The 23,625-nt window shown below is 46.9% G+C and carries 20 protein-coding genes; 13 read left to right on the forward strand and 7 right to left on the reverse strand.

Going from position 1 to position 23,625, the window contains the following annotated elements; genetic code table 11:
- The first annotated feature begins 52 nt into the window (after positions 1–52).
- The 13 genes from ihfB (at position 53) to ACFSKO_RS03685 (ending at position 11,132) form a co-directional block, all read left to right on the forward strand.
- Positions 53–346 carry an integration host factor subunit beta gene (gene ihfB / locus ACFSKO_RS03625; protein ID WP_380248502.1) on the forward strand — a complete coding sequence of 98 codons (294 nt, stop codon included), beginning with the start codon at positions 53–55 and terminating at the stop codon, positions 344–346.
- Between the two features lie 19 nt (positions 347–365).
- A complete protein-coding gene (locus tag ACFSKO_RS03630) occupies positions 366–692 on the forward strand; it encodes a LapA family protein (RefSeq protein ID WP_380248504.1) in 327 nt (108 codons plus the stop codon).
- 139 nt (positions 693–831) lie between these two features.
- Positions 832–1,791 carry a bifunctional Delta(1)-pyrroline-2-carboxylate/Delta(1)-piperideine-2-carboxylate reductase gene (gene lhpI, locus ACFSKO_RS03635; protein ID WP_380248506.1) on the forward strand — a complete coding sequence of 320 codons (960 nt, stop codon included), beginning with the start codon at positions 832–834 and terminating at the stop codon, positions 1,789–1,791.
- A 138-nt stretch (positions 1,792–1,929) separates the two neighbouring features.
- On the forward strand, positions 1,930–2,640 hold the full coding sequence (gene pyrF, locus ACFSKO_RS03640) for an orotidine-5'-phosphate decarboxylase (RefSeq protein WP_380248508.1): 711 nt from the start codon (positions 1,930–1,932) through the stop codon (positions 2,638–2,640).
- 25 nt (positions 2,641–2,665) lie between these two features.
- Positions 2,666–3,556: a hypothetical protein gene (locus ACFSKO_RS03645; protein WP_380248510.1), complete on the forward strand. Its 891-nt coding sequence runs from the start codon at positions 2,666–2,668 to the stop codon at positions 3,554–3,556.
- A 151-nt stretch (positions 3,557–3,707) separates the two neighbouring features.
- On the forward strand, positions 3,708–4,613 hold the full coding sequence (locus ACFSKO_RS03650; RefSeq protein ID WP_380248512.1) for a hypothetical protein: 906 nt from the start codon (positions 3,708–3,710) through the stop codon (positions 4,611–4,613).
- 76 nt (positions 4,614–4,689) lie between these two features.
- Complete coding sequence (locus ACFSKO_RS03655; RefSeq protein ID WP_380248514.1) at positions 4,690–5,337, forward strand: phosphoribosylanthranilate isomerase; 648 nt, start codon at positions 4,690–4,692, stop codon at positions 5,335–5,337.
- The gene (locus ACFSKO_RS03660; protein WP_380248516.1) at positions 5,337–6,242 is read left to right on the forward strand and encodes a phosphatase PAP2 family protein; all 906 of its coding nucleotides are present in this window, start codon (positions 5,337–5,339) and stop codon (positions 6,240–6,242) included. Before ACFSKO_RS03655 ends, ACFSKO_RS03660 begins: the two co-directional genes overlap by 1 nt.
- A 100-nt stretch (positions 6,243–6,342) precedes the next feature.
- Positions 6,343–7,554, forward strand: a complete 1,212-nt coding sequence (gene trpB, locus ACFSKO_RS03665) for a tryptophan synthase subunit beta (protein ID WP_380248518.1) — start codon at positions 6,343–6,345, stop codon at positions 7,552–7,554.
- 14 nt (positions 7,555–7,568) lie between these two features.
- Positions 7,569–8,399, forward strand: coding sequence for a tryptophan synthase subunit alpha (gene trpA, locus ACFSKO_RS03670; RefSeq protein ID WP_380248520.1), 831 nt, complete (start codon positions 7,569–7,571; stop codon positions 8,397–8,399).
- 26 nt (positions 8,400–8,425) lie between these two features.
- Positions 8,426–9,361, forward strand: a complete 936-nt coding sequence (gene accD, locus ACFSKO_RS03675) for an acetyl-CoA carboxylase, carboxyltransferase subunit beta (protein ID WP_380248522.1) — start codon at positions 8,426–8,428, stop codon at positions 9,359–9,361.
- A 53-nt stretch (positions 9,362–9,414) separates the two neighbouring features.
- Positions 9,415–10,704 carry a bifunctional folylpolyglutamate synthase/dihydrofolate synthase gene (locus tag ACFSKO_RS03680; RefSeq protein WP_380248524.1) on the forward strand — a complete coding sequence of 430 codons (1,290 nt, stop codon included), beginning with the start codon at positions 9,415–9,417 and terminating at the stop codon, positions 10,702–10,704.
- A gap of 176 nt (positions 10,705–10,880) precedes the next feature.
- Entirely contained in the window at positions 10,881–11,132 is a 252-nt protein-coding gene (locus ACFSKO_RS03685; RefSeq protein WP_380248526.1) for a 2-hydroxymuconate tautomerase, read from the forward strand.
- Between the two features lie 145 nt (positions 11,133–11,277).
- On the opposite strand, the gene trxA is transcribed toward ACFSKO_RS03685, so the two are convergent.
- The 7 genes from trxA to ahcY all read right to left on the reverse strand — a co-directional run bounded on the left by trxA (position 11,278) and on the right by ahcY (position 23,578).
- Positions 11,278–11,601 (reverse strand): thioredoxin TrxA, encoded by a 324-nt coding sequence (gene trxA / locus ACFSKO_RS03690; RefSeq protein ID WP_380248528.1) that lies wholly within the window; start codon positions 11,599–11,601, stop codon positions 11,278–11,280.
- A gap of 101 nt (positions 11,602–11,702) precedes the next feature.
- Positions 11,703–15,182 carry a double-strand break repair helicase AddA gene (gene addA, locus ACFSKO_RS03695; RefSeq protein WP_380248530.1) on the reverse strand — a complete coding sequence of 1,160 codons (3,480 nt, stop codon included), beginning with the start codon at positions 15,180–15,182 and terminating at the stop codon, positions 11,703–11,705.
- Positions 15,179–18,196 carry a double-strand break repair protein AddB gene (gene addB / locus ACFSKO_RS03700; RefSeq protein WP_380248533.1) on the reverse strand — a complete coding sequence of 1,006 codons (3,018 nt, stop codon included), beginning with the start codon at positions 18,194–18,196 and terminating at the stop codon, positions 15,179–15,181. The genes addA and addB overlap by 4 nt, the downstream gene beginning before the upstream one ends.
- 15 nt (positions 18,197–18,211) lie before the next feature.
- Positions 18,212–18,940: a nucleotidyltransferase family protein gene (locus tag ACFSKO_RS03705; protein WP_380248535.1), complete on the reverse strand. Its 729-nt coding sequence runs from the start codon at positions 18,938–18,940 to the stop codon at positions 18,212–18,214.
- 24 nt (positions 18,941–18,964) lie between these two features.
- Positions 18,965–19,471, reverse strand: coding sequence for a tRNA (adenosine(37)-N6)-threonylcarbamoyltransferase complex ATPase subunit type 1 TsaE (tsaE, locus tag ACFSKO_RS03710; RefSeq protein WP_380248537.1), 507 nt, complete (start codon positions 19,469–19,471; stop codon positions 18,965–18,967).
- A gap of 24 nt (positions 19,472–19,495) precedes the next feature.
- Positions 19,496–22,084, reverse strand: coding sequence for a sensor histidine kinase (locus ACFSKO_RS03715; protein WP_380248539.1), 2,589 nt, complete (start codon positions 22,082–22,084; stop codon positions 19,496–19,498).
- Positions 22,085–22,282: 198 nt separating this feature from the next.
- Positions 22,283–23,578: an adenosylhomocysteinase gene (gene ahcY, locus ACFSKO_RS03720; protein ID WP_380248541.1), complete on the reverse strand. Its 1,296-nt coding sequence runs from the start codon at positions 23,576–23,578 to the stop codon at positions 22,283–22,285.
- Positions 23,579–23,625 lie beyond the last annotated feature (47 nt).

Raw genomic sequence — 23,625 nt, forward strand, 5'->3', positions numbered from 1 at the left:
TAATTGAACGGGTATTCACAATCTCGGAAACAGCTACAGGGAGACGTAAGGCATGACCAAGTCAGAGCTCATTCAGCATATTGCAGAGCAAAACCCCCACCTCTATCACCGGGATGTAGAAAGAATCGTTACCACGATCTTTGATGAAATTTCCAATGCGTTAGCAGATGGCAACCGGGTTGAACTCCGCGGCTTTGGAGCTTTTTCAGTCAAGCATCGCGACGCTCGTGTTGGCAGAAATCCACGCACAGGCGAATCAGTAGAAGTTGATTCGAAACACATTCCGTTTTTCAAAACTGGAAAACAACTCCGCGAACGCCTCAATAATGGCGTAGATTCTGAATAACAAAAGTTGGTTAAAATAAGTGAAAAGTTTTAGCTGGGTACTTACAGCACCTATAACGCTGGCTATACTGGTCTTGGCGGTCAACAACCGTCAGGACGTCACACTGGAAGTATGGCCTTTCGGGCTTCAGTTCGACTACCCTCTATACTTAATCATCCTATTTTCCATTGGCGTCGGTATTTTTTCAGGCATCATTATTGCGTGGCTATCCAGTACTGCCACGCGTAAACGTGCGAAAACTGCAGAGTGGAAGATATTGGACTTACAGAGAGACCTCAGCTTTGAACGTGACGAACTCAAAAAAGAACAATTAAAGAACAAATCACGAGAAGTCACCACCAACTAACCCGCTTAAACTACCCAAATCATACGACATATCACTAAACAGAATCTCTCCAATTGGCACTTAAGTCATATTAGCTGGCTCTGCCGAGCATAGCATTGTATACAATATTCAATAAAGCTTATTGATACAGGATCAACTCGTGCAAAATATCACCGCAGACCAAGTAGCTCAAACACTGGACTATCCCTCGCTCATTGAAGCTTTGAAAGAAGCCTTCCGCGGAAACATCACAGTTCCAATGCGACACCACCATGACATGGAGCAGCCTGGCGGAAGAAGAGAATCCACTCTTCTTTTAATGCCTGCATGGGAATCAGGAAAAGCTGTCGGTGTGAAACTTGTAACCGTCAGCCCAGAAAATGGTGAAAAAAACCTTCCTGCCATCCAAGGCATTTATATTTTATTTGACGGTGAAACCGGTACTCCCAAAGCGCTTATAGAGGCCAAAACTTTAACTGCACGAAGAACAGCCGCCGCCTCAGCCCTTGCCGCATCTTATCTTGCCCGATCCAATAGTGAAAAACTCACCATGGTTGGCACTGGCGTACTGGCCCCGAGCCTCATTCACGCACATGCAGCCATCCGCCCAATAAAACAAGTAACAATCTGGGGCAGAGATTACGACAAGGCCGTGGCCTTGGCTCTTGAAATCACAGCTTCGGGCGTTCCTGCACAGGCCACAGAAAACTTGGAAGCCGCGGTAAAATCTGCGGATATCATTTCCTGCGCTACTCTAAGTCAACAGCCTTTGATTAAAGGAACGTGGCTACAATCAGGACAGCACCTAGATCTTGTCGGAGCTTATCGCCCGGATATGCGTGAAGCCGATGACGATGCCATTCGTAGCTCCAGTATTTTTGTCGACACACGCGCCGGAGCAACAAAAGAAGGTGGTGACATAGTCATCCCGATTTCTACGGGTGTGTTGGATATAAACGAGATCAAAGCTGATCTCTTTGATCTCGCCAGAGGACAACATCCTGGGCGGTCCAATGAACTGGAAATCACTCTATTTAAGTCAGTCGGTCATGCGCTTGAAGATCTCGCGGCAGCCCAATTGGTCGATCAGCGAACCAACAATAAAAAGCCTCACGAATAACCAGTAAAATCCTGATCTATTTAGTAAAAAGAAAATTAGATTACTGGTTTAGTCGTAAACGAAAAAAACAGGGGTGACCAATGCGATCACCTCTGTTAGGAATGAGCTCCGATACAACTCTGACCGGAGATCGGCATTATGACCCCCAAAGAACGCATTTATGTTGCAATTGATACCCCAGATATTAACCGGGCAACAAAGTTAGCGCGCCTACTTTCTGGTGAAGTCGGTGGCATCAAAATTGGTAAGGAGCTTTTTACAGCTCAAGGACCTAATGCTGTCAGAGGTGCTGTCGGCGGAGAACCTCTGTTTGTCGACCTCAAGTTCCACGATATTCCGAATACTGTTGCAGGTGCTATCCGTTCCTCACTACACATGCGCCCCTTTATGGTCAATGTTCACGCCTCAGGCGGCAAAGCCATGATGCAAGCAGCCGTTGAAGCCGCACGAGAAACATCTGAAGACCTTGGTATTCCGCGCCCCCTCGTACTTGCCGTTACGGTGCTGACCAGTCTGGATGACACTGATCTTTCAGATGTCGGTCAAAAAGGTCCGGCAGCGGATCAGGTCAAACGCCTTGCACTCCTTGCGCAGGAAAGTGGTATCGACGGGGTTGTCTGCTCTTCTCGTGAAATTACTCTCTTGCGCGAAACCTGTGGCCCAGATTTTAAATTGGTCGTGCCAGGTATCCGTCCAACCTGGGCCGCCGTTGGCGATCAAAAACGTATCATGACACCCAAAGATGCCGTCGCCGCAGGTGCTGATTACCTCGTCATTGGCCGCCCGATTACCGGCGCAGAGGACCCCGTCGCAGCCGCACGTCGCATTGTTGAAGAACTCGAAGCATAAGTTCGCGCTAGAAAGAAGTAAGGTTATGGTATCTCACAGACCTCCGGAACACGCCGTCAGAAATTTGCCGATCAGGGAAGTTACCCTCGCAGCCTTGCGCTACACAAGTAACAATTTCAGCGCCCTGACACGCATAGCAATGTTCCCGCTTCTGCTTTCTACATTGCTAACTGTGCTTTCAGTTCAGGCCCTTACAAGCCCGGGACTATACCTTATACTTTACTTACTGACATATGTACCACATACGCTCTTTGCTGTTGCTTGGCACCGAAGAACCCTTCTTCAAACAGAGGAAATCAGCACGCCTTCGGTCCCGGCATGGCAAAGCCGTCACTGGCTGTTCTTGTTTCGAACTTTTCTGCTGCTGATTATCTTCTATGGGATCTTAATTTTTGGCAGCATACCTGTCGGCTTTCTCAGCGCCATCCTGCCCCTTGTGGCGCCATTTTTGATTTTGGCCCTCTTACTGGGAGCGGGTTATGTCGTAGCAAGGTTATCGTTTGTGCTGCCTGCAACAGCCGTAGAAGAAAGTTACTCCCTAGACAATAGCTGGCAACAAACCAAAAACCAGGGTGTACGCTTGATTAGCGCCTACCTCTTGATGACATTACCATTCATCTTGCTGTATTTACTCATTTCCCCTCTGATTTTTGATGGCTTGATGAGTGGAAAACCACAGCTGCCTGAAATTACAGAACAGCTCACAATAATGGATTTACTCCAACCTTATATAAACTACCTACAAATCAACGCTGTTGGATACACTTTTGCGCAAATTATCCTCCTGGCACTTTCATACTTCCCCATTGCCGCGATCATAACCCTGTTATCCTTTGCCTTTCAGGCTTGTACAGGCTGGGTGCCCGAAGATATTGAAAAAGAAGGCGATAATCACGATGATAATATTACTGAGTAATGTTTCTCTCGAATGCTAAGACCATAAATATGGGCTATGTACGGCCTATAACGTAAAATAATTTTGTTGCAAAAACCCTCTTCACTTGAAAAAGTGATTTCAATCACGCCGCAAGCTCGCAATTTGCAGTGTTTATATCAGGGGGAAAAAATTGGCGATACAATCAGATACACATCAAGCCGTTGAGAAGCTTTCGATATCAGAAGCTTTAAGCCAGGCTTTTCTGCCATTATTCCGAAACTTACCTGTAGCCCTAAAGCTCGCCTTTTTCCCCGCCCTAACACTGGCAATTTTAGGAACCACAACTTTTGATGTTTTCATCACTCCTGTTGAAGAAGTGTCTCAAGATATAGGGGATGCTCTTTATCTGTGGCTTGTACAGATATTACTTATGATCGTTTCCTTTTTTATCATGATACAATATTTCACCTCATGGGTACGTTTTATCAGCAAGGATGAGTTCAATCTAAAGGCAACAATTTTACTTTTTCCTTCAAAAAGACAACTGATCGCCTTTGCAAAAGGCTTCGCCATCTTTGTTGTAAGTTATATTGTGCTGATACTAGCCGTACTAATATTTTTCTTCCTTGCAATGACAATCAATAGCGGTTTCATTATCGCCCCATTCGTCATCGCTTTAATCATTGCTTGGCTCACCCTAATACTCAGATTGTCATATGTCGTGCCAGCGGCTACACTAGATGAGCCTTACAGCTTAAAAGATAGCTGGAAACACACGCGTTCACGGAGTTTACCTTTGTTTCTCTCATTTTTTGTTTTAAGCATCATCTACTTTGTTGCAGCTTTAATTCTGGCTGCGGCCTTTGCAGCAATTGCTGGCATATTTGACATATCGATCCTCAGCGCACTGTCAGCAGGCGATCTTAGTGGCTTTCTTCAAAACCCCAACTTCATCTGGATGTATTTTGTATTTAATTTGGTAACGCTATACATCAGTTTCTTGTTTTATACACCTTACATGAATATGTATTTATATTGCTTTCAGACAAACTCTGGATGGCAAAAACATGAAAATATTGCGGAAACATTTGCATAGTGCGATCGTAAAAAAATCATAATATATTGAACATGATTTTCTCTACGCCCCAATAAGAAAACTAAAAGGCACCACCTTGCAAACAGAAGTCAAAATATGCGGCATCAACAGCAATGAAGCGCTCCATTCAGCACAACAAGCTGGCGCTGATTACCTGGGGTTTGTCTTTTTCCCCAAGAGTCCCCGTCATGTCAGCCTTGATCAGGCAAGCGCTCTTACACGACAGGTAAAACCCGGTATCAAAAAGGTCGGTTTGCTCGTGGATGTCAGTGATGATGAGATCAGGCAAATTTTGACCCAGATTCCGCTTGATATTTTGCAGCTTCATGGCGAGGAGTCTCTTGAGCGCGTAGCGGAAATCAAGCGCACCTTTGGTCTTGAAGTCATGAAAGTGTTCAAAGTCTCTGATAAAAAAGATTTCGAAAACATTACGCCTTTCGAAGAAGTTGCTGATCGTTTTCTTTTTGATGCCAAACCACCCAAAGGGTTAAAAAATGCTCTGCCCGGCGGCAATGCGATCTCCTTTGACTGGAGGCTTCTGTCGGGGAGAAGCTGGAGACGGCCGTGGATGCTCGCTGGTGGGCTTCACTGTGACAATATCAAAGAAGCGTTAAAGATATCCGGCGCACAGGCCGTGGATGTTTCCTCGGGCGTGGAAGAAAGTCCCGGTGTAAAGTCATCTGAAAAAATTGAACGCTTCACCGCGCTTGCGAAAAGAGTGTGATGTCGGATTTTTTGACAGAACTGCTTTCCCCCACAGTAATCGCTGCCCTTTCTCACTTAGGGGAAATTCAGCTCTTTCTGGTCTCGACCGTCTGCATCTACTGGGTGATTTGTCCGCGCTTGGGAACACGCCTTTGGTTCGCTTTGTGCCTGTCTAGTTCCGTACAACAAACTTTGAAAATGGCAATTTTTCAGCCTCGCCCCTATTGGGTGGAACCAGGACTTGTCGCCATTGAAAAAAGTACTTCTTATGGTATGCCATCTGGCCACGCCCAGACGCCGCCAATTTTTTATGGCCTGCTTGCTAAGTCCTCTCGACGGTATTGGGCTTATGGACTGGCAGCCCTCATCGTGGTTATAACGGGGTGGACCCGGATTGTTGGGAACGTTCACACTTCCGCTCAGGTATACACGGGATGGATGATAGGCATTATTTTGCTCATCGCCATCATATCCTTGGAAAAACCTGCCATGAAGTGGTGGCAAAACAGTACGACAAAATTCCGTATTTTAGGATCATTTTTCTTTTCGCTTTTTTTAATGCTTATCGGCCTTATTGCTGTCCAGATTGCAGCCGGACAACCTGTACTCGACGAATGGCTGCGCAATGCAGGTCATCCTATTAAACCTGTTAAAGCTGATAACATTATCCTCGTACCCGCTCTCTTGTTCGGCTGGCTTCTAGGGCTTGCGCTTTTAGATGGAAAGCATCCCCCAAAAACGGTAAATAAACTCAAACTGGCTCTCCGTCCACTTATCGGTCTTCCGCCTATCCTCTTACTGTTGGATATTGCCCCGGGAAAAGGGCTCGACCTTGTTCTTATTCTTACCTTTATCGTCGGTGTGGTTGCTGGCCTGTGGTGTAGCTATGGTGCGCCGTTGCTTTTCAAAATATTCAAGATCTAAGCTGTCGATCCCTTGCAGGAACAAAGGTTTTCAGGCAAAGTCCGCCCGAGATAGATCGCCAAGGCAGATCACAGTGTTCGCATAAGGTTGTAGAGTAGATATGAAAACACCCAATTCCTATATGAACGGTCCGGATGAACGCGGGCATTTTGGTATTTTTGGCGGACGCTTTGTCGCCGAAACGCTTATGCCTCTTATTCTGGAGGTTGAAAAGGCTTACAACGCAGCAAAAGCTGATCCCTCTTTTCAGAAAGATTATGACTATTACGCCAAACATTACGTTGGTCGTCCAAGCCCGCTTTATTTTGCTGAACGTCTGACTGAACGATGCGGTGGTGCAAAAATCTATTTCAAACGTGATGAACTCAACCACACAGGATCTCACAAAGCCAACAATGTTCTCGGCCAAATTCTATTAGCCAAGCGCATGGGGAAAAAGAGAATCATCGCTGAAACAGGTGCCGGCCAACACGGCGTTGCAACTGCAACTTTCTGTGCTCTTTTCGATCTACCCTGCGTTGTCTACATGGGGGCAACCGATATCGCACGCCAAGCACCAAATGTTTTTCGCATGAAACTCCTCGGCGCGGAAGTCATTGCGGTTGAAAGTGGTACAGGCACTCTTAAAGACGCCATGAACGATGCCCTGCGTGATTGGGTCGCAAACGTCGAAGAAACCTTCTACATCATTGGAACAGCTGCTGGACCTCACCCCTACCCGATGATGGTTCGCGACTTTCAGTCGATTATTGGTCGCGAAGCAAAAGAACAAATGCTCGAAGCAGAAGGACGCCTTCCTGATCAACTTGTGGCCTGTATTGGCGGCGGATCTAACGCCATCGGACTGTTCTATCCTTTCTTGGATGACAAAGATGTTGCCATTACCGGTGTAGAAGCTGCCGGCCATGGTGTATCTACCGATAAACACGCGGCATCCTTAACGGGTGGAAAGCCTGGCGTTCTTCATGGAAACCGTACATTCCTACTCCAAGATGACGACGGCCAAATTACAGATGCACACTCCATATCTGCGGGGCTGGACTATCCTGGTATTGGGCCAGAACATTCTTGGCTCCATGACGTTGGTCGTGTAAATTACGCCTCAGCCACAGATGTAGAAGCGTTAGAAGCATTTCAATTGCTTTCAAAAATAGAGGGTATCATTCCCGCTCTAGAGCCTGCTCATGCCCTGGCTCACGTTACAAAAATCGCACCAAGGATGGGTAAAGACAAAATCCTTCTTATGAACCTTTGTGGTCGTGGTGATAAAGATATCTTTACTGTTGCCGACGCTCTCGGCGTGACGATTTGAGTGGGAAACAGGATATGAGCCAAACTAGACTAGAAAAACGTTTTTCCGACCTGCAAGAACAAGGTCGCGGCGGTCTCGTCACCTTTTTAACCGCAGGTGACCCCGACTTTGAAACAAGTCTTGAAATCGTTAAAGGTCTGCCCGCAGCAGGCGCCGATGTTATTGAACTTGGGATGCCCTTTTCAGATCCCATGGCTGATGGTCCGGCGATCCAAGCCTCAAGTCTTCGTGCGTTGCGTCAGGGTATGACGTTAAAAAAGACATTAGAACTCGTCAAAGCTTTTAGAGAAGACAATCAAAACACGCCCATTATCCTTATGGGCTATTACAACCCCATCTATATTTATGGCGTTGAGACTTTCCTTATCGATGCAAAAGAAGTTGGTGTTGACGGCTTTATCATCGTTGATCTTCCCCCAGAGCATGACGACGAGTTCTGTATCCCTGCGTTAGAGCAAGGCCTACATTTCATTCGCTTGACCACACCAACTACAGTTGGTGAAAGATTACCGAAAGTACTTAACAACACCAGCGGATTTGTATATTACGTGTCCATTCTTGGAATCACCGGAACAGCCGCTGCATCTCAAGACAATATTCGAGAATCTGTTGCCCGTATAAAAACCGATACCGATCTGCCTGTTGCAGTTGGATTTGGCATCCGGACACCAGATCAAGCAGCAAGTGTTGCCCAAGTTGCAGATGCCGCTGTTGTCGGTTCCGCAATTATTGATAAACTAAAAGAAAATCTGGATGAGAACAACCGACCAAAACCGGGCCTCAGCCAAGCTGTGTTGGAATACGTACGTACACTTTCAGAAGGTGTACGTGGCGCCCGCACGTAGATATTTGACCAATAAGGCAGATTAGAATGAACTGGATCTCCAACTACGTTCGCCCGAAAATCCGCGCTCTTGTGCAGAAAGATACGCCGGACGATCTCTGGGTAAAATCACCCGCGACAGGGCAAATGATTTTCAAAAAAGAGCTAGAGAAAAATCTATGGGTTTGCCCTTATAGCGGCCATCACATGAGAATTTCGGCACGTAAACGCCTAGAGACCTTGTTTGACGATGGTGAGTTCACCTTAGTAGAGCTCCCAAAAACCATTGCTGATCCCCTCAAATTTAAAGACTTAAAGCGCTATACCGATCGCATCAAAGACGCCAATGCCAAGAACGAAGACAAGGAAGCAATCCTCGTCGCTCGCGGCACCATGGGCGGCATGCAAACGGTTGTTGCTGCCTTTAACTTCTCCTACATGGGTGGTTCTATGGGTACGGCTGTTGGTGAAGGGCTACTTACAGCCGCACGTCTAGCTGTTCTCCAGAAAGCTCCTCTGCTTGTAATTCCCGCCTCTGGTGGTGCACGTATGCAAGAAGGCATCTTGTCTCTAATGCAGATGCCACGCTCCATCATCGCAGTTGATATGGTCAAAGATGCTGGCCTTCCTTACGTAGTTCTCCTGACCGACCCGACAACAGGGGGTGTTTCAGCGTCCTTTGCTATGCTCGGGGATATCGCAATTGCGGAACCCGAAGCCAATATTGGGTTTGCAGGCAAGCGTGTGATTGAAGAAACCATTCGCGAGAAACTACCTGAAGGTTTCCAAACCGCAGAGTATCTCTTGGAACACGGCATGGTGGACATGGTTGTTCATCGTCATGATATGCGTGAAACACTGATACGTATATTTAAACTTCTTACTCAAAGAGGTCCTGCTGCAGAGGTATTACCGCTGCCAGAAACCACAGAGAAAACTGAAAAAGTAACGATTGAAACATCAGGTGCGCCTATTGAATCCTAACGCTTCGCTGTTTGTCGTTGTCGCTTAAAGAAACCGGGTAGTAAGAAATGTCCATGCGTCGTAGTGATGTCGTGCTTGAACGCCTTAGTCTTTTACATCCAAAGATTATTGATCTTTCTCTCGGGCGTGTTGAACGGCTTTTATCGTTGTTTAACCATCCAGAAGAGAAATTGCCCCCGGTGATCCATGTTGCCGGAACCAATGGCAAGGGCTCCTTTTTGGCCTATGTTCGGGCCATTTTGGAAGCGCACGATAAAAAGGTTCATCTCTATACCTCTCCTCATCTGGTGAAATTCCACGAGCGCATCCGCCTCGCCGGGGAACTCATCAGTGAAAATGATCTGGTTTCCTTGCTCGAAGAATGCGAAAGGGTCAACGGACCTGAATCTATAACATTTTTCGAAGTAACGACGGTCGCCGCTTTTATTGCCTATAGCCGTACTCCTGCAGACGCTCTCCTGCTTGAGACCGGACTTGGAGGACGTTTGGATGCCACGAATATGGTTGCCCAACCTGCTTTGACCGCAATTACGCCCATTTCTATCGATCACACACAGTTTCTGGGCGATACTATTGAAGAAATTGCTGGCGAGAAGGCGGGCATCCTCAAGCCAGGGGTTGCCTGTGTTGTTGGTAAGCAGTTACCTGAAGTACTCGACGTTATTGAAGCCCGGGCAAAAGAAATTGGCTCAGAGCTTTACATTGAAGGCCGTGACTGGTCAATTATGATCGAGGAGAACAGCTTTCTCTTTACGGGGCGGAACGCTAGTACACGGTATCCACGTCCTAACCTGCTCGGTGCCCATCAGGTAGAAAATGCTGCTCTTGCAGTCGCCGCAACAGACCTTCTCACAAATCAGTTCTCTCTTGAGGAAGATAAAGTTAAACTGGGCTTAACCCATGCATCGTGGCCGGGGCGCATGCAACAGCTCCATTCTGGCTTGCTTCCTGACTTACTCCCCAACAACAACCCTTGGGAGCTTTGGCTTGATGGCGGGCATAACGAATCAGCGGGTCTCGCCCTTGCTAAAATTTTGGAGACTTGGCAAGAAAAACCCGTTCACATTATCTATGGCATGCTCAACACCAAAGCAGCTTCAGAGTATCTTCGCCCCTTAGCCTCTTTGGGAACAAGTTTGCGGGCGATCGAAATTCCGTATGAGCCTGCTTCACTAAGCGCAGAAGATGCCGCAGGTCACGCTAATGAAGCAGGGTTTGACGCCAAAGCCTGTCCATCTGCAGAACAAGCCGTTGCTGAGATCATTACACAGGAAAAACCAGGTCGAATTTTGATCTGCGGGTCACTTTATTTAGCAGGACATATTCTCTCTCAAAGCTTCTAAGACACCCGAAACCTGCTCCTTTAAAATATTTCTATTATGTGACGTTTTAACGGAATTTACCTAGAAGCTTATATCCCTATTTATAGCGCCTCATATAAACTTGATTCAGGTTATAATTCCTAACATTTGCAAAGCACCCGTTTTTTTTCAAGTTGTTGGACGAAACGTTGGAAAAAGTGGATTTTTCGATAACTTTCGGGTATCCTTATCTCACTCAGAAAGAGGACCAGATCATGCCGATCATCCGTGTGGAGATGTTCCAAGGTCGTTCCCTCGAGCAAAAACGTGCTCTCGTCAAAAAATTGACCGAGGAAACGGCTAGAATCACAGGTTGTAATAGGGAAGCTGTCTATGTCGTCATTGACGATGTAAATAAGGAAAATTGGGGTGCTGGTGGCATCTTATGTACCGATAAGGTACACCACTAATTTTTGAATACAGCTCGTGACCATAAAATAATTTACTAAATCACATTATCCAATGTGACTTTTCGCACTCTCATGATTTGAATAAAAGGAACACACATAAAAAAGCCCCGCTGACCAGCGAGGCTTTTTCATAAGCAAAATTAACCTAGGCAAGTGCAGTGTTAATCCACTCTTTCAATTGGCCCTTAGCGATTGCACCAACTTTAGTTGCAACAACTTCACCACCTTTAAAAAGCAGTAACGTCGGAATACCCCGCACGCCATACTGCTGTGGTGTCATTGAATTTTCGTCAATGTTCAGTTTTGCAATAGTAAGTGAACCGCCCATTTCAACAGCGAGCTCATCAAGAGCAGGCGCAATCATTTTACAAGGACCACACCATTCAGCCCAGAAATCGACGAGGACAGGAGTCTCTGCCTTAAGAACATCTGCTTCAAAAGAAGCGTCGCTGATTGCGATCGTTGACATATCGTACCTCTTGCCATTTTGTTTTTGTGCAATGTTTTAAAAAGATTTCTAAATATACATTACAGCGTCAGCATGAATGTAGGGATTGAGGTCCCCCAACGTCAAGGTTCATATTGCGAAAGAATATCATCAGGCAGATACATTAAACGTGCATCATCAGTCCAAAGTAAGTGAGCCTCGATCTCATGCTCAGGGTAAATTTGACGTAAAACGACCCGATAAGCCGCCATTTGCCTCAGATAAGCACGATGTACTTTATTAACAAATTGAGGCGGTGGTCGGTTGGTTTTGTAATCAATTATTTTTACTTTTTTATCAGAAATAACCAAACGATCAACTTGCCCTGAAATAACTTCAACGCCACCATCTCTTCTAACAAGACCAACAATCGGCACTTCAGCCTGGCTACTTTCACCAAATAAATCACGGTAATCTGGATGTTTCAGAACTGAGAGTGTTTCTTGAAGTAATCCTTCCACCTGTTCAGAGTTAAGTTCGTGTAGTGGAGAAGTTAGAAAGCGTCGCCCCACATCAAACCACTTACTCTCAGGTTGATCAGGAAGGCTCTGAAGTAATCTATGAATTAGACGCCCCCTGCGATAACGAGAGCTGTCATCGTTCCCAAGAGGAGAGCGAACTGGGGGCTCGTCGTCTTTTGCGCGTGAAGGAGCCAAAGGTTTAGGTGGAACGGGTTCACTATCAGGATCGCAGCTTGCCCACGCAGGTAAACTTTCAACCAGAACCGTTTCCACAACCTCTTCAGTAGAACTCTTGATCTCAGCAGTCTGCGGGTTCTCTTGCACCCAGCCTGCAGCACTCCAAAGGCCAGCAGGATCTTCGGGAAAGGCAAAGTCCATTTCTTTGGCCGATCCTGACAAGGCAGCTCTTGCTAAAGCATACCAGCTATCCTCAGAAGGTTCTCTCTGTCCCATCCACCCGCAAATGACCAAACGATCTTCCGCGCGGGTCATGGCCACATAAAGAAGTCGCCGATACTCCCGGAGAGCATCTTTGCGCAATTGATCCCGCGCTGACGAGATAACCTCTGTATTCATTGCCGTTCGCGGTGACCACACCGGAATACTGTTGTTCTCTTTTAGCCAAACCACGCCTCGGTCAGCCTGAGGTATCTGGGTGGTATCCGGGAGCAGAACAACAGGAGCCTGAAGACCTTTGGAACCATGTACTGTCATGATCCTGACCGCACCGCCCCCTTGTTCAAGGTCACGCTTGATCTCTTGATCTCCCGCTTCCAGCCAGTGCAGAAAGCCTTCCAATGATGGTGTTTCTTCACGCTCATAAACCAGAGAAAGGGAAAGGAACTCTTCGATTGGGTCACGCGCATCCGGTCCTAAACGCGCCAAGAGTTTTTTACGCCCTTCAAGTGGACCTAAAATATGGGACAAAAGTTCAAAAGGCGGTGTATAGTCGGCCCTTGCCAGCAATCCATTGAGATATCCCGCTGCCAGGGCAAAAGCCTCATTATGACGCGCCTTATCACGCAGCACCGACCAAAGGCTTCCTTTGCGTTTATAGGCCAGTTCAAACAACTGATCTTCATCTAGTCCGATCAGCGGGCCTTTAAGGATGGTTGCTAAGGTCAAATCATCATCAGGCAACAACAAAAAGCGTCCTAAGGCAATAAGATCCATGACCGCCATTTGATCAGTAAGGACCATACGGTCAACACCGGAAACAGGTACCCCAAGTGTTTTTAGCTCCCGAACCAATTCTTCAACAAAGGCATTTCGTCGACGGACCAAAACAAGAACATCACCGGCATCAATCCGTCGCCCCTTGGCGGTTAGCTGACAAACAGGATCCTGCTCACCTTCAGGAGACAAGGTCCAATAGTAAATGCGTCGCGCAAGGACCGTCGCCAGACGAGACCGCGATTCCATTTCAGCTTCTTGCGCCAGTGGTAAAGTCCAAGGCGTATCATCCGCCTGGCCTTCGCTGGCCATCAAAGGCCAAAGCTCTACCCGACCGGCTTGACCAAGTCTTACAGGTTGGTGCTGTAGAGGCCCCTCCTCAAAGGAGACCCCATCTGCGGCAACCGCAGAGGCAAAGACTTGATCAACGACAGAGAGAACCGACGGCGTAGAGCGAAACGAAACATCCAGACTTATGCGCTGCCATGCTTGTTTGGCCGTAGTGACTCGCTCCTCGAAATGACGTCGCATTTCTTCAAATTTGGCCGGGTCCGCACGTTGAAAGGAATAGATTGACTGTTTAACATCTCCGACCGCAAAGATCGTTCGCACATATTCTCTGGCCCCTTCGCCATCAAAGAATTCATTACACAGAGAAGCAACCACCTCCCACTGTTCTGGATTAGTATCCTGTGCTTCATCAATGAGGACATGATTCAAACCCCCATCAAGTTTGAAAAGAACCCACGCGACAGCTTTTTCACCACGGAGAAGATCACGGGCTTTAAGAATAAGATCATCATAGTCGAGAAAAGCACGAGCTTCTTTGTATCTTTGGTAACGGGCCAGTATCGAGACCCCCAGTGTCAGCAGAGCCGAAGTCGACTTTGCGACTCCAATGGCATTGAGCTTTTCATTCAATCGGATAAGGCGCTCTGCTTCACCAACCAAAATATCAGGTAACTGAGGTAAAACGGAGAGAGCCCCCTTTGTTGCCAGACGACTGCGAATATCACCGGATTGAGTAAAGAAAACGCCTCGATACGTTGTGTAGAGTTCGCCTCGAATCTTGGGATCGGCTTCAATCCAATTTTTTAGAACTTTGCCTCGTTCCTGATCGGATTTTGCCCCTTGTAACAAGGCATCGGCGGCATGCCTCAAATTTAAAATATCTACGACATTATCTTCACAGGCTGCTTCAAGAAGAGAGCCGGGGTTTGCCCCCAGCGGAGCGTCAAGAACATGATAAATTGCCGCTTTCAAACCATCAAGGTCACCGTACTCTTTTAGCAACAGAGCAATACGTCCTCTTTCTCTGATGATCTCTTGAACCAAGGGTGCAAAGGTTTGCTCTTGAGTGTAGGCCGTTAGATTATCTAAGGCTTTGGACACTTCAAATTCGCTTAATCCTCCACGCGCAGCAAGAACATCTTCGCGAGAACGATAAAGCAGTTCATCCGCAGAACGATCATCCAAAATTTGAAAGTTCGGGGCCACACCCGCTTCAAGAGGAAAGCGCCCCAGTAAAGACTGGCAAAAGGCGTGGATGGTCTGGATTTTCATGCCACCGGGCGTATCAAGAACCCGAGCAAATAACCGCCGTGCAGTAATGACTTCATTCGCTTCGGGCCAGCGCCCAAGCAGGTATTGCAATTCTTCACTTAGTTCAGTTTCTGGGATCGTAGACCACCGCGCCAACTTAGCTGAAAGACGATTAGCCATCTCTGCCGCTGCGGCTTTGGTAAAGGTCAAAGCCAAAATTTTTCCCGGCTCAGAGCCGCTCAACAGGAGATTAAGTATCCTGTCTGTAAGCACTTTGGTTTTACCTGCTCCAGCCGAAGCACCAACCCATACCGATGTATTCGGATCCGCGGCCTGACGTTGTTCTCTGGTTGCTTTATTCAGGATATCTTCAATAGTGGTGCTCATGCTTCGCCCTCACCACTACTTGCCCATTCCTTGACACGTGCAAGGTGTTCAAAGTCATTATAAACCAAAGCCTGTTTGGGACGCGGTCGAGGTGAATATGGGGTCTCCTGATAGTCAAACTCAGTGATCAAATCCAGCACTCCCTCCAGAGCAACTTTAGACACTTCACTTACACCTTCTTTTGCTCCGCGTTGACCAAGGGCATTTTTCTCTTCCCCCGCAGGTTCTCCCCCAGTCAGACGCCAATAAAGTAGCTCTTTGACCTCGTCAGGCAAAATACCAAACCCGCCTTCAACAGCAATCACAGCCTCAAGAGGTAATTGAGGAGATATCCCCTGAAGGACATTTTTTGCGCTCGGCACAGTTCCTGTTTTATAGTCTAAAATGGCCAGCCCTCCCGCCGCCAATTCGTCGATCCGATCCGCTTTTGCCGTCAGCGTAAAGTCACCCGCCGGCCCTTTAAGAACAATTTCTCCTACCACCTCAACATGTGATTTTGAAACACGTTTTCGGCGTGTGCGCTCTTCCTCGACAAACCACTTTGCGATGCGTTGAAACCGGGGCCACCAAAAGGCCCAAATTCCGGGACGATCCCGAACCGCAGAAAAAACCTCTTCTCCAATCGCGATCAACTGCTTTTCGCCATCTTCTGGCACAAAATCGGGGTAGCGTTTTAAAAAAATCTCAAGAGCTTCATGGATCAAACTCCCCTTATCCGCGCCCGAAGGATCCGCATCCAAAGGGTCCAGCTTTCTCAAATTTAGAATTTTTTGTGCATATAATGCGTAAGGATCACGCATCCAGGTTTCAATGCGCGTTACGGATAAATTGCGTGGGCGCGCAGATACGGGCGGTGTCGGCGCCGGAGGTTTAACAGAAATGCGTTGCGCAGGAAGATCTTTTTCCTCGGCCCACGACAACCACTTCTCCGCATCATTTTGAATAAGACCTTTTAGTCCTCGACCTTCAAGTAATGCTTCTATGCGCAATAGCCAACGTGAAGGAACCGTCGGTGCACCCTCGACCTTTTCAGAGCGTGTGAGGTAAACTTCCGGCGCACAAAAAGCCTGAACAAAGTCCTGCGCAGACAAACCGACCTGCAACTCAGGTTGTGGCAAGCCAAAATCCTTACGCATCGGACGACTCATCCAGGGACCAGATTTTGCTTCTGCCGGCCAACTACCTTCGTTAAGTCCACCCAGAATAACCACGTCCGAATGTTGTAACCGGGCCTCGATTGCGCCCAGAATACTCAATCGAGGATGTGCGCCAAACGGCGCCCGAACCGCGCGCCCAACCATTAAAGCCGCGATTAATTCCGGATAACGCCGCCCGGAAACTTCGGGGGCATCGGCCACAGCTTCACGCAAATCGGCAACGAACTCGGCCGTCGCAGAACCATCATCCCCTGCCCACAACCTTTCCGATCCATCCAATTCATCCGTTGCAGCAAGAGTTTCAGCAAAACCGACATGCCCTTCCAACAGCTCCTTAAATGACTTTGTTCCTTCATCTATTGCGCGAGTGAAATTTTCGGCTGACTCCGCAATCTTTTCAACAAAGAGACAAAGTTCTTTATCTTTATCTTTCTCTAGATCTAGTGCTGCAAGTAATCCAGAAAACCCTGGCGCAGGCCTTACCCCGCGTAAAATAGTGATTTCCAAACGCCGGAGGATGCGGTTAAAAACACCCGGAGCCATTCCCCCAGCACATAAAGGGTGCTTTAGAGCTGACAACAAAGAGATCGGCGCCAAGCCAGATACCATCATCTCGGCAGTTAGACGCAGAAAAACAGCAGGTGCAGCCTCTGGGAGAGGAGAGCCAGCTGAATCATCAATTTTTACGCTCCATCGTTCCATCTCTGCAGTGACCCTACGCGCCAAATCCCTGTCCGGCGTAATCAGAGCAGCTGTTTTAGCCGGATTTTCTAAAACTGACCTCAATATCAGCGCAATCGATAACGCCTCTTCGCCAGGTCCTGGACAATCAATCCGCGTGACGCCACTCAGGGCTTTTTTAAAAGTGTCAGGACCAGTTCTAGCAATATACCCTTGCCATTCCGTGGTCGATTGCGCAGGACGCATAGCAGTTTGGATCAACTCTACGCGCTCATCCGGTGCTCGACCTTCCTGCGTGCAAGGCCATATCTGTATCTCGTCCCGACCAATATTCAACCGCGATAACAAAGTCGCCAAGCCATGTTGGGGATGCGAACTGTCCTTTAAAAAATCATTCCAAACTTCATCAACTGCTTGAAAATCCACACCAGGCAAAACCACCTGCCCCAAGGATAAATTCGAAATCACACCGATGAGTTCAGCCGCCGCCGGGATGGAACCCGTAGAACCAGCAACAATAACCGGATGTTCAGGGGGGCAATTCCGCCAAAACTCAGCCTGCCCCTCAAGCAAGCGACGCCGGCGCTCTGCGGGACCAATACCACCTGTTGCTTCTTCTACCACCGGCCAAATTTTAGTGAGAATTTCCAAAAATTCTAAAGTAATTTGCCAATGCTCAGCATAATCCTCAGGCACCAATGTGCTGAGTTCAGAAAAATTGAGTCCTTCGGTCTGCACTTGATCCAGAAAACGACCAAGTTCACCAGCCAAACGTACAGCCTGATCCTCAGGAATAATTTCACTGCCATGAAGCTTGGCTTGAGTTGCCGACCATTTCAAAACCAATTGACTGAGCAATAGTTGACGCCTCAGCGACGACAAAACGGGTGGCAGATCAAGTTCCATTCCCTGCCCAACAGACACATCTGACGCTGAGATCAACAGCTCATCGGGATCGAGGTCTCCAAGTGGAAGCAATCTCGGCAACATGAGGGCCTTGCCCTCTGAAGCCCGTAAAAAGGCATGTTGTAATGATCGACAAGCCCGGCGGGTTGGTAACAAAACCATTACCCGCGAAAGTTCTAAAGGATTTGCTCCCCACTGATCGAGGATTCCCTGAGCTAAAGCATCTGCAAAAGACGCATTCGAGGGAACAGTGTAAATATGTCTCGCCATTAAATAACCCTGAAATCAGTGGCTGTGGGGAACAGAGTTCCTGCTTTGCAAAATCTCCTCAACTTCTTTCAAACCCTTTGGGGTACCGACATGAAACCAGTCGCCATCATGAACCAGACCACATAGCCGATCATCGACCAAGGCCTTGTCAAAGACATGATTCAAAGAGAAAGCACCATCCGGGGCATCCTTAAACAGTTTTGGGTGTAATATTTGAATTCCTGCATATACATAAGGCGCGTGATCACTTTCTCCGCGGCGCGCTAAACAACCTTCCGAATTCATCGTAAAGTCTCCCGAACCCTCATAGCCAATAGCTTGAGAAGTGGGGTGAAGCAAGAGCAGGCCATCCATCTTCTCACCATCCCAGAGTTCGGTGAGCCGCTGTAAAGCTGGTTCTGCCCCATCAATCCAGCACACATCACCGTTCACAACAGCAAAGGGTTTATCGCCAAGTTTAGGTAACGCAAGTAAGACACCGCCTCCGGTTTCCAAAACACAACTCTCTTCCGAATAAATAAGTGAAGGGTCTGCTCTGTTCTCTAGAAATCCGCGAATATGGTCTTTTAAATAAAAGGCATTAACCACGATTTTATCAAAACCAGATTCTTTTAACTTATCGAGAATAGAAGCCAACATCGGTTTACCGCATACTGGCACCAATGGTTTTGGTATTTTCTCTGTAAGGGGCCGCATCCGCTTGCCAAAACCTGCCGCAAGGACCATCGCCGTCGTAATTTTCATAAATTTTTCTTTTTAAATATCCATCTAAGAGGTGGAGACTTGAGCAAAGAGCGGAGACAAGCGTTCTTGCCATTTTTCATTACCAAAAAATGTAATTACTCGCGCCGTGTCCGTGCTCCCGTATCGTAAACTCACCAATAAACGGTCAGAAGGCATAAGAAATCCCAGCTTGTCTGGCCACTCAATCAAAGACACTCCTTCAAGAAAAGCATCCTCTATACCAAGCTCATAAGCTTCTTCAGGATCTTCAAGTCGATACAAATCAAAATGCCACACTTGCAGCTCGGCACGGTCATACATTTGCACAAGTGTAAAAGTCGGGCTGGGGACTTCTTCTTTTTCAAGTTGGTTCGCGTCAAAAGGTAACGCATTTATCAAGGCCCGAGAAAAAGCCGTTTTACCGGCCCCAAGATCCCCATCTAAGGCCAGAACATCCCCAGTTTTCAGATAAGGAGCAAACGCGTTAGCAAACATAATTGTCGCCTTTTCATCCGCAATTAAAACCTCACTGATAAATCTCTCATCTGTCACGGGCTGGCCTCACAATTTTATTTCCTAAATTTTATCACGATCAGATTGCGTACCCTGTACATCTTCGGAAATATCTTCTGTCTTCCCTGAACCTTCTACGCCGTCTGTGCCGTCTGTGGAGACGATTTCCTCCTCTTGATCCATATCCGATTTTTGTTCTGTAATCTGATTGATGACCTCTGTCACAACACTTCGAATATCATTTGTTTCGTCTGGCAAGCTTATTTCATCTGCACCATCAGATATATTTTGAACGGCATTGTCTTGGCTTAAGCCATCTTGATCCAAAAGTGGGATATGACAGGTCACCTTTGTTCCATCACTCACAGCGGATTCAATTTCAACCCAGCCACCATGCAACTCAACCAGGCTTTTAACCAAAGACAATCCCAAACCGGCACCAGCTTGTTTGGCATGCCCCTCACCGCGCTCAAACTTAAGAAAGACCCGGTCTTGATCTTCCTGACTGATGCCAACTCCATTATCAGAAACTGAAATACGTAATTCGTGATCCTTACTGGCTTCAACCGTGACGGTTCCACCTTCGGGGGAAAATTTCATAGCATTTAATAATAGATTATAAAGCGCCTGTGTTAAACGACGCTCATCAACAAGAACCAAGCCAATATCATCATCGCAGAGTATATCCACCTCGATATTCCGATGGCGCGCTCTTTCATGACCAATCGTATGAAGGTGTTGTAACATCTGATCAACGTTGACTTCTCCCAGATCTAAGTGGAGATAGCCGGCTTCAATAGTTGCAAGGTCGAGGATGTCGTTAATTAAGGTCATCAGACGATGGGATGATTCAACAATCGCCTGACTGTATTCCATCTGGCGCTCGTTAAGTTCCCCAAAGAACTGGTTTTCCAGTATTTCTGCAAACCCTACAATCGCGTTCAATGGTGTTCTCAACTCATACGACACGTTTGCAATAAAGGCTGTTTTAAGTCGATCTGCGGTTTCCAACGCTTCATTTTTTTCTAACAACGCACGTTCAACAGTGAAGGAATCTGTAACATCGAGGAAAGTCAAAAGAGAGGCACCATCAGGTAACATAACCTGTGCCCAATCGAGGACCACCCCATCAGCTCGGACAATACGGCCTGCGCGACCTTCAGGTTCGCAAACCCTGGCAACCATAACCTCTCGACGTTGCTCCCACTCTTCATCATCAACATCAAACAGATCTCGACTACGAGAAACCACATCACGAACATGCGGTTCGGTATTTAAAAACTCTTCTGGTAATTTCCAAATTTCAGCAAAATTTGGGTTAAACAGCTTCAAGCGTCCATCCGCTCCATAAACGACGACGGCCTCATATAGTTTGTTAAGGGTCTCTCTTTGAACTGCGGTGAGAGTGTTATAGGAACGTTCGAGAGCAAGACTATCAGTAACGTCTTCTATAGTCTCAATAACACCACCAAAGGGGTGCGCAGTTGCAACCGAGCGTAAAGTCGTGCCGTCGGTCAGATGTAGTAGCTCTTCAACAGGCTCAATAATTGAGCGATATTCCCTGAGGCGTTGCTGCTTAAACTCCGGGAAGTTTGCATATTCGGGTAGCCGTCTGTTTTCACGCATCGTGTCAAGAATTTCACTTAGGTGCGGCTCAGAGCGCAGAAAATCTTCATTGAGTTTAAACAAGGTTGCGTATGAAGAATTGAAAAATGACAAACGCTCGTCCGGACCAAAAATGGAGATTGCAATCCCCAAATTCTCGAGAACCTGTGCATGCGCCTCAATATGGCTATTTAATTCACGTTCCGCATCTTCAAGACGGGTTTGATCAACAGCAAAACCCAAAAGATTTTTATCGTCTAATGCCTTTTCACAAAATTCAAGGAGGCGTCTTTCTCCTGCTATGATCGCGTGATGCTTTTCACAAACAAGACCATCAGTTTCAAGCGCCTTGTTGGCCAGATTATGAGCCTGAATCACTTTCGAACGATCCATAAGCTCCATGCTTTGCTCAATGACCTCCGCCTGACTTGATTCGACAGCACTGGCATAGGCCTTATTGCAGTAAGTTAATGCTAATCTTTCGTCTCGCATCCATACTGGAACCGGAAGGTTGTCAAGTAGCCAAGTTATATGTCGAGATCCATCAAGAGCATTCCTTGTTTGCTTTTCCATATCGCTGACGTCGTGAAACCAAACAACATCAGCAACAGGAGGCAGCTCAGATGATAATACAATGCGTTCACCTGTAATACGGTACGTTCTACCTTTAGCTGTCAGGGTAACCGTAAAGGATTTCCCCAACTCTCTGAGTGTTTCCACGGCCTCTATCAATATGTTCGGCTTCGTGCCTCCACGCTGAAAGATAATCGAAATGGCATTGAAATCAATTTCGCCCTTATCTAGGCCGAATTCACGAACCAAACCTACGCTAGATCTCGTTTTTTTATCTCGATGAGAAAAAGTCACACACCCCAGAGGTGCAGCAAGAATCGCGGCACGATCTAAGGATGACTTAGCCTGTAAGTCGTTCAGCTTTTTTTGCACCATCCGCCAACGCAAACGATAAGCAAAAACGAGTACCCCCGAACCAATGAGGATAATCAGAGCAAGAAACAGACCCGGCATATAGGCCGAAAATGACGACACTGCGTTCCCCTCAAGAAGTACAGAATAACATCCCAAATAGACCATTTTGGATGTGAGTAGAAAATCACAATCAAGTGTAATGATTTTGTCTTGATGGAACAAGGCGTTGTAACAAATTACGGGGCGCAGATATTATCTGCGCCCCGTAATAATAACTTACTGAGAGATCAGCCCCCAGAACAAAATCCTAGAAAAATTCTAGTAACGATAATGATTTTGTTTGAAAGGACCTTCAACAGGGACATCGATATATTCGGCCTGTTCTTTCGTTAGCTTAGTCAATTTGACGCCAAGCTTTTCAAGATGAAGCATCGCAACTTTTTCATCAAGATACTTTGGCAGGACATAAACTTCGTTTTTGTAGTTTGCTGAATTCTCCCAAAGTTCGATCTGAGCCAACACCTGATTAGTGAAAGAAGCAGACATCACAAAGCTCGGGTGACCTGTAGCACAACCAAGGTTCACCAAACGACCTTCAGCCAGAATGATCAAACGTTTACCATCAGGGAATTCAACTTCATCAACCTGATCCTTAACATTGTGCCAAGGATAGTTGCGCAATGCAGCAATCTGAATTTCAGAATCAAAGTGACCGATGTTACAAACGATCGCACGATCTTTCATATCACGCATGTGATCGATGGTAATGATGTCTTTGTTACCTGTTGTGGTTACAAAAATATCACCCAATGGAGCTGCATCTTCCATAGTGGTTACTTCGTAACCTTCCATTGCAGCCTGCAGTGCACAGATAGGATCGATTTCAGTAACAAGAACACGGGCGCCCTGTGAACGCAAAGAAGCAGCAGAGCCTTTACCAACATCACCAAAGCCACCAATAACAGCAACTTTACCAGCAACCATTACGTCGGTAGCACGTTTGATGCCATCCACCAAAGATTCTCGACAACCGTAAAGGTTATCGAATTTGGATTTCGTCACAGAATCATTCACGTTGATTGCAGGAACTTTAAGAGTTCCCTTTTTCGCCATCTCGTAAAGACGATGAACACCCGTAGTTGTTTCCTCTGATAGACCGCGAATGTCTTCAAGCAGTTCAGGGTGGTTTTCATGAATGAGAACAGTAAGGTCGCCACCATCATCAAGAATCAAGTTTGGCTTCCAACCGTCAGGTCCTTGAACAGTCTGCTCAATACACCAGATGAATTCTTCTTCCGTTTCGCCTTTCCAGGCAAAAATAGGGATACCCGCAGCGGCCATAGCTGCAGCGGCCTGATCCTGTGTAGAGAAAATGTTGCACGATGACCAACGGATCGATGCACCCAGTGCGGTAAGGGTTTCGATCAAAACAGCTGTCTGAATTGTCATGTGAAGACAACCAACAATCCGGGCACCAGCAAGGGGTTTGCTTTCGCCGAACTCTTCACGCAATGCCATTAGGCCTGGCATCTCAGTTTCAGCGATAACAATTTCCTTACGGCCCCACTCTGCGAGCGACATATCCGCAACTTTATAATCTGTAAATTCTGTCATGTGCGTGACTTTCTAGCTTATTATCAGTGACATAAAGAAATCTTTAT

The sequence above is a fragment of the Kiloniella antarctica genome, assembly GCF_042682825.1.
GTDB classification, from domain to species: Bacteria; Pseudomonadota; Alphaproteobacteria; order Kiloniellales; family Kiloniellaceae; genus Kiloniella; species Kiloniella antarctica.

What these genes read in the sequence shown, in the direction of transcription:
- ihfB (WP_380248502.1), top strand. Translation starts at nt 53, where the DNA reads ATGACCAAGTCAGAGCTCATTCAGCATATTGCAGAGCAAAACCCCCAC.
- pyrF (WP_380248508.1), top strand. Translation starts at nt 1,930, where the DNA reads ATGACCCCCAAAGAACGCATTTATGTTGCAATTGATACCCCAGATATT.
- ACFSKO_RS03645 (WP_380248510.1), top strand. Translation starts at nt 2,666, where the DNA reads ATGGTATCTCACAGACCTCCGGAACACGCCGTCAGAAATTTGCCGATC.
- ACFSKO_RS03660 (WP_380248516.1), top strand. Translation starts at nt 5,337, where the DNA reads ATGTCGGATTTTTTGACAGAACTGCTTTCCCCCACAGTAATCGCTGCC.
- trpB (WP_380248518.1), top strand. Translation starts at nt 6,343, where the DNA reads ATGAAAACACCCAATTCCTATATGAACGGTCCGGATGAACGCGGGCAT.
- trpA (WP_380248520.1), top strand. Translation starts at nt 7,569, where the DNA reads ATGAGCCAAACTAGACTAGAAAAACGTTTTTCCGACCTGCAAGAACAA.
- accD (WP_380248522.1), top strand. Translation starts at nt 8,426, where the DNA reads ATGAACTGGATCTCCAACTACGTTCGCCCGAAAATCCGCGCTCTTGTG.
- ACFSKO_RS03680 (WP_380248524.1), top strand. Translation starts at nt 9,415, where the DNA reads ATGCGTCGTAGTGATGTCGTGCTTGAACGCCTTAGTCTTTTACATCCA.
- trxA (WP_380248528.1), bottom strand. Translation starts at nt 11,601, where the DNA reads ATGTCAACGATCGCAATCAGCGACGCTTCTTTTGAAGCAGATGTTCTT.
- addA (WP_380248530.1), bottom strand. Translation starts at nt 15,182, where the DNA reads ATGAGCACCACTATTGAAGATATCCTGAATAAAGCAACCAGAGAACAA.
- addB (WP_380248533.1), bottom strand. Translation starts at nt 18,196, where the DNA reads ATGGCGAGACATATTTACACTGTTCCCTCGAATGCGTCTTTTGCAGAT.
- ACFSKO_RS03705 (WP_380248535.1), bottom strand. Translation starts at nt 18,940, where the DNA reads ATGAAAATTACGACGGCGATGGTCCTTGCGGCAGGTTTTGGCAAGCGG.
- ahcY (WP_380248541.1), bottom strand. Translation starts at nt 23,578, where the DNA reads ATGACAGAATTTACAGATTATAAAGTTGCGGATATGTCGCTCGCAGAG.